This is a genomic window from Aliivibrio sp. S4MY1 (assembly GCF_028765545.1).
Lineage (GTDB): Bacteria > Pseudomonadota > Gammaproteobacteria > Enterobacterales > Vibrionaceae > Aliivibrio.
On record NZ_JARACP010000038.1, the window covers coordinates 1 to 5572 of the forward strand.

The 5572-nt window shown below is 44.1% G+C and carries 6 protein-coding genes; 2 read left to right on the forward strand and 4 right to left on the reverse strand.

The genetic code is table 11. The features are described from left to right. The 4 genes from PVK71_RS19965 to PVK71_RS19980 form a co-directional block, all read right to left on the reverse strand. Positions 1 to 290: phage tail protein (locus tag PVK71_RS19965; protein ID WP_274421909.1), on the reverse strand; the 290-nt coding region annotated here is incomplete at its 3' end. Between the two features lie 3 nt (positions 291 to 293). Then, on the reverse strand, positions 294 to 743 hold the full coding sequence (locus PVK71_RS19970; RefSeq protein WP_274421917.1) for a head completion/stabilization protein: 450 nt from the start codon (positions 741 to 743) through the stop codon (positions 294 to 296). Positions 744 to 866: 123 nt separating this feature from the next. After that, positions 867 to 1901 carry a phage major capsid protein, P2 family gene (locus PVK71_RS19975; protein ID WP_274421911.1) on the reverse strand — a complete coding sequence of 345 codons (1035 nt, stop codon included), beginning with the start codon at positions 1899 to 1901 and terminating at the stop codon, positions 867 to 869. 54 nt (positions 1902 to 1955) lie between these two features. Beyond that, positions 1956 to 2795, reverse strand: a complete 840-nt coding sequence (locus PVK71_RS19980) for a GPO family capsid scaffolding protein (RefSeq protein WP_274421913.1) — start codon at positions 2793 to 2795, stop codon at positions 1956 to 1958. 159 nt (positions 2796 to 2954) lie between these two features. On the opposite strand from PVK71_RS19980, the gene PVK71_RS19985 reads away from it, so the two are divergent. Together PVK71_RS19985 and PVK71_RS19990 are read left to right on the forward strand one after the other, a co-directional pair. After that, complete coding sequence (locus PVK71_RS19985) at positions 2955 to 4721, forward strand: terminase large subunit domain-containing protein (RefSeq protein WP_274421915.1); 1767 nt, start codon at positions 2955 to 2957, stop codon at positions 4719 to 4721. Positions 4722 to 4761: 40 nt separating this feature from the next. Next, the coding region (locus PVK71_RS19990; protein WP_274421919.1) for a phage portal protein at positions 4762 to 5572 on the forward strand (811 nt) is incomplete at its 3' end.

The window sequence follows — 5572 nt, forward strand, 5'->3', positions numbered from 1 at the left end:
TCAAAATGTCCGTTATCTAAACGCTCAGTGGCAAAAGAGGGAGGCGCTAGCCCCTTGCTTTCTCTGGCTACATCGTATTGATTAAGCCATATCACCAAATGCATCATGAGAATTTCAGGTGCTACATCAACATTGCTCATGTTGATATTTACCGTGTAGGCAATATCAAACCCATCCACAGTCAACCCTTGGGTGCAATCAATCTGACCATCTTCAGCCCACAACTCGACATTCTTTGCCTCCGTAACAGACTGGGTAAATAATTCAGTTAAACTTTGTAATGCTTTCATGATTTACACCATTTCAAAGGTATAGGTTGCTTTTCCGTGAAGAAGTAAATCAACCGCTTGACGGTATTGCACTAAGCAGTTGTCCGCTTTTTGCTGCAGCGCTTCTTGTCGGTCTGCCGCCTCTGCGGTGGCGTCCGTGCTGAGTTTATTGCCCACGATGCGATTTGCCGCCAGAGAGAAGACCGCTTGCTTGTAAAGCGATACGCCTGACGCTGTCTCACCAAACCAATGCACGGAAAGATGATCAAGGGTTTCATGCAAAGTAAGCATTTCCACAAGCTCAGTATGAACGGTTAATCGAGCAAGAGTGAGGTGATGCAAAACGCTAATCTCTGTCTCATTACTTAAAAAATGGAACACATCTTGAAACTCTGCAACAGTGAGTGCAGGGTACTGCTCAGTTGCAGGTAATTGGCTTTCATATGTCTTATCTTTATTGCCAACAAATGCCATGTGACTCATGTGATACCTCCTTTAAAACACAGGCTAAGCGCGTAGCGAATAACAAGAAGCGTTCTATTTTCTTGATAACGCAAGCGCAAGCCTATGAGGGGGTTGTCTCGTTAATTAAGCGGGTTATACCCATGCGCCATCAATCCATAACTTCACGTTATCAAATTCAATCGCGGCCGCTTTTTCTAGTTGCTCGATAACATACGCAATATTCATGGATTCAAAGTTTTCAACCTGATCGCGCTCATCGTTTTGCTTACCCACAGAGCGACGAATAGAGCCTTGTTGAATGTAGAGGGATAGATTCTTGTAGCTTGTAACTAGAATACCGCTTGGCGGGAACCCAGGTACTGACACGGCAGGCAGACCACCATAGGTACCAATCACTTGCGCTTCTTCAATTTTGGCTTTTTCACTTGGCGTGTTGCCGTTTTTCGCATAGAACTTGGCTTTTTCATACGCCAACAGATCAGTACCAATAATCGCAATCAAATCCGCATCGTTTTCGCAGGTATCATGAAGAAGGCCTTTGACATTCATTACTGCGAGATCAAGGTTAGTGAAGTCACCCCCTTCACCGATGCGGATCTCATTAGTCGTGTCACCCTGCGCCAGCATGGCTTTAGGGTTATGATCACGAAGTGCTTGAAACCATCCTTTGCACACATCTTCGCCGTTAGGGTTTGCGGTTGCATTCGTGTTTGCTTCACAGGATGTGCCATAAAAACCGATGGTAATTTTATTGGCATTAATCTGCTCACGCGTTTGATTTGAGATGATGGTATTGAAGTTCTTTAGGTGCGCAAACGCATCCAGTTGGCTGTAGCGAATGTGCGTATCGAAATTGACCTGCTCACATAAGTACGGCATGGGTTTCATGTTGTACACACGCTTAGTTTTACGTGTTTTACCCGCTGAGGTATCAGTGCGACTTGCGATCATGCCTGAAACACCCAAGCCAATCGCTTCGCCTTTTTGGTTGATAACAGGAATGATGTTGATCCTTTTTAAAAACCAATTGCTCTCACGAATTTGAGCAATAAGGCGCTGAGTCGCTGCAGGGTTTACGTTAAATTTTTCAGTGGCATCCGCAACCCCATTTTGCTGCGCAACGGCTTTTGTATAGGCGTTTAATAAGACTTTTGTTGTTTCTAACATAAGTAAATACTCAATAAAAATAAAAATAAGAATACGAAAAATGAAGATCCCCCATTATAGGTAAGGCGTTTCCCCACCTTCACCCGCCAGTGCACGCTGCTCTTCATCGGTCATTGCGCTTAGCTTGGTCGTCAATTCCGTCAGCTGAGTTGATAAATCGTCCACTTTTTTTGATAATTCAGCGGTTGCCTCTGGCGGCGTTTCCTCTTCAACCGGTGGCGCTGCGGTGGGCTCTTTGCCAGCAGAGAGTGCAGTCACAGCTTCTGTTAATAAGCTTAACGCGGTTGCCACTGCTTCGTTTTGCTCTGTATTTTTTGTTAGCAGTGTTTTTATCTCTTCATCCATGTCGTTATCCTCTTCATTATTTTGCGCTTGATGGCGGTTATTGCTCATAAAGCTCATGAGTTTAGCGATAAATGAGTGCTCTTCTTGCTCACTCAACGCATTGCCCGTTAGCATTTTCTTGCTGATAGTACTTCCTGTGGAAAAAAGATCTTTTCCTTTATCTTCAGGTTTTCTGGCCGAAAGGTGAATTTCGGTGGTTCCCAGGGACGCGGGATCATCCGTTAATGCCAATCCGGTTAAGTAGTATTTTCCTGAGTCGGCGAAGTTTTTCTGAATTTCGCAGGAGGTATGCAGTAATTGGCCTTCTTCAATGGTACTGAGCAGTTTTGAATTGGGTTTTAACACTGCCCATAACTGGTTGTTGCGTTTTTCAACCGACAGGACTGAGCCAAATTTATCCCCCCAATACCAGTGCTCTTCATTAATTCGAGCGTTGTAACGTTCAGGATCGTACAACTCGGCGATGTCATCTATCACTTGTTGTTCAATATGACGACCATCAATGGTTGGTCCTGCGGTTAAAATACAAATTGGCTCTGACTGAAACATCCACGTGCTCTCCTGTGTTTTCTAAATTTAATGTAGTGAATCATTCCTCTCTTTAATAGCAGCCGTTTTTCTGTATCCCCCGATACAGAAAACCCAATGGCTGAGTCATGCCCTTATTTGTAGCACTCTGTGTTAAGCCTGAGTAAAACGCAGAGACCGATGAAAGAGAAAATTAAGCGCAGTAATGACACCCCCATTTATACCCAAAAGCAAACACTCGCCTTGGGGTATTACTTACGTCAGTACGAAACCAAAGAGATTGCCGACGAGTTGGAAGTGGAACCACGCACCGTTCAGCAATGGATAGCCAAATTTGGCTGGAAGAAAATGCGCGATGATTCGCCGGTGGAATTAATGCTGCGCCAACGCATTGCCTATTTATTGTGGATTGACAGAAAGCACGCCGAGCAACTTAAAGAGCTTGAGATGCTACTGGATCAAAAGCATAAACGCGATGAAGCCGCAGAGCGTAAAAAACGAAAAGCCAGTCATGCTGACGTCGGTGGTGCACCGGCTCGAGGGCGACCAAATAATAAAGTTAAAAATGATGTATCTGGGATCACAGCAGAGAGGCTTTCTGAGTATTACGAGACGAAATATTTTCAATATCAGAAAGACATTCATGCGCATAAAGGCGATGAGCGCATTAATGAGCAGCGATTTTATTTGAAGTCACGCCAAATTGGGTTAAGCGATTATTTCTCATTTGAAGCGTTTGAAGATGCGGTACTGACAGGGGATAACCAGGTCTTTATTTCCGCCTCTCGTAAGCAGGCTGAGATATTCAAAAATTACATCAGAAAGTTCGCGCTGCAGATTGGCGGCGTGGAATTAAAAGGCAAAGACAGCATTACGTTGAGCAATAGCGCTGAGCTTCATTTCATGTCAACCAACGTGTTTACCAGTCAAGGCTTTAATGGTCATATGTATTATGACGAAGTTTTTTGGATGCCTAATTTTCAACGATTGGATGATTATGCGGGTGGAATGTCCATCCAGGCACAGTATCGAACTACGTACTTATCAACACCGTCATCAACGGCACACGAAGCGTACCCTAAATGGACGGGACCAAAAGAAAAAGGGATTGATATCAGCCACAAAGCCCTTAAAAAAGGGGCAATGGGTGTGGATGGCGTTTTCCGTCAAATGATCACGGTGGATGATGCCATCAAAGGAGGCGCAACTTTCTTTAATATGGAGAAGTTACGCCGTAAATACCCGATAAAAAGTATTTTTGATAACCTACTTCGTTGTGTGTTTTTGGATGATTCTGCGTCATTTTTCAATATCAAAGCCTTACTCGCCTGCAAAACGGATACGTCAAAATGGAAAACCATTGATATGGGGAAATGTCGACCTGCAGGCGATCTTGAGGTGTTGGTTGGTTATGACCCAAGAGGGGGCGGGCAAGCGGATGGCTCGGATGACGCGGGGTTAGTTATTTCATTAAAACCCCTTAAAAAAGGCGGTGTGTTTCGATTCTTAGAGCGCATGAGATTAAAGGGCTCAAGTTATGAAGAGCAGGCCAAGGCCATTGAGGGCATCACTAAAAAATACCATGTTGTGCATTTAGAGATGGATACCAGCGGTGTTGGCTCCGCGGTGGCGGAGCTGGTCAGAAAGTTTTACCCAAGTTTAAAGGAAGTGAATTACAGCCCCGAAGTTAAACGGATGATGGCGTATAAAGCGCATGAAATTATTAATGCGGGCCGCCTTCAATTTGATGACAGTTGGGATGATGTGGTTCATTCCTTTTTGATGATACGACAACACACCACTAAGGCCAGTAATCAGATCACGATGATATCAACGCGAACAAAACAAGGCTCTCATGCTGATTTAGCCTGGGCTGCAATGCACGTATTGCATTGGGAGCCGATTGATATTTTAAACGATAACACAACCACGATTTCATTCTCATAAGGAGCGTATTTTGATCACCTTTGACACACCAGAAAGCGTCATGAGCTGTGACATACTCAGCTACATGGAAGTAGCGCTTGTTAATGGCTTATATGAAACGCCCATTCAACTTGATACGCTTGCTAAGGCGGTTCGAGCTAATCCAATGCACGGCTCTGCACTGTATGTAAAAGGCAATATGGCCAGCAGCTCAGTTCAGTTGCACCCTTCACTCAAAAAGCGCGATTTTAAGCGTTTTATGGCAGATTTTTTAACCTTTGGTAATGGGTATTTGCAGATTGTCCGCAATGGGTTTCGCGAGATTGTGGCCATTAAGCATTTACCTGCACTGTTTATGCGCCGTAAAGAAAAGAGTGATGAGTATTGCTATAAGCCAAAAGCGTTCAGTGATGAGGGGCGAATTGACTACCGTGCAGGGCAGGTATTTCATTTAACCGAATACGACGTCTCTCAAGAGTTGTATGGATTACCGCAATACATCGGCGCATTAAGCTCTATTTGGTTAAATGAAGATGCGACCTTGTTTCGTCGTAAGTATTATATTAATGGCTCGCATGCAGGGTATATTCTTTATATGAATGACTCGAATCTGACAGAAGAGCAAGAAAAAGAAATCAAACAAAAACTCTCAAAGGGTGGCGCATTTAAAAACATCTACATTAACGCAAAAGGTAGAGATAGCAAAAAGCCAGAACTAACCCCAATCGGTCAGGTGGAAGCGAAAGATGCCTTTAAAGACATAAAGAGCATGACGACGAATGATGTATTGGCCAGTCATCGCATTCCGTTGGAGTTGATGAGCATTGTTCGTGAGGGATTTAGCTCAAGCAGTGATTTAAACAAAGTGGACC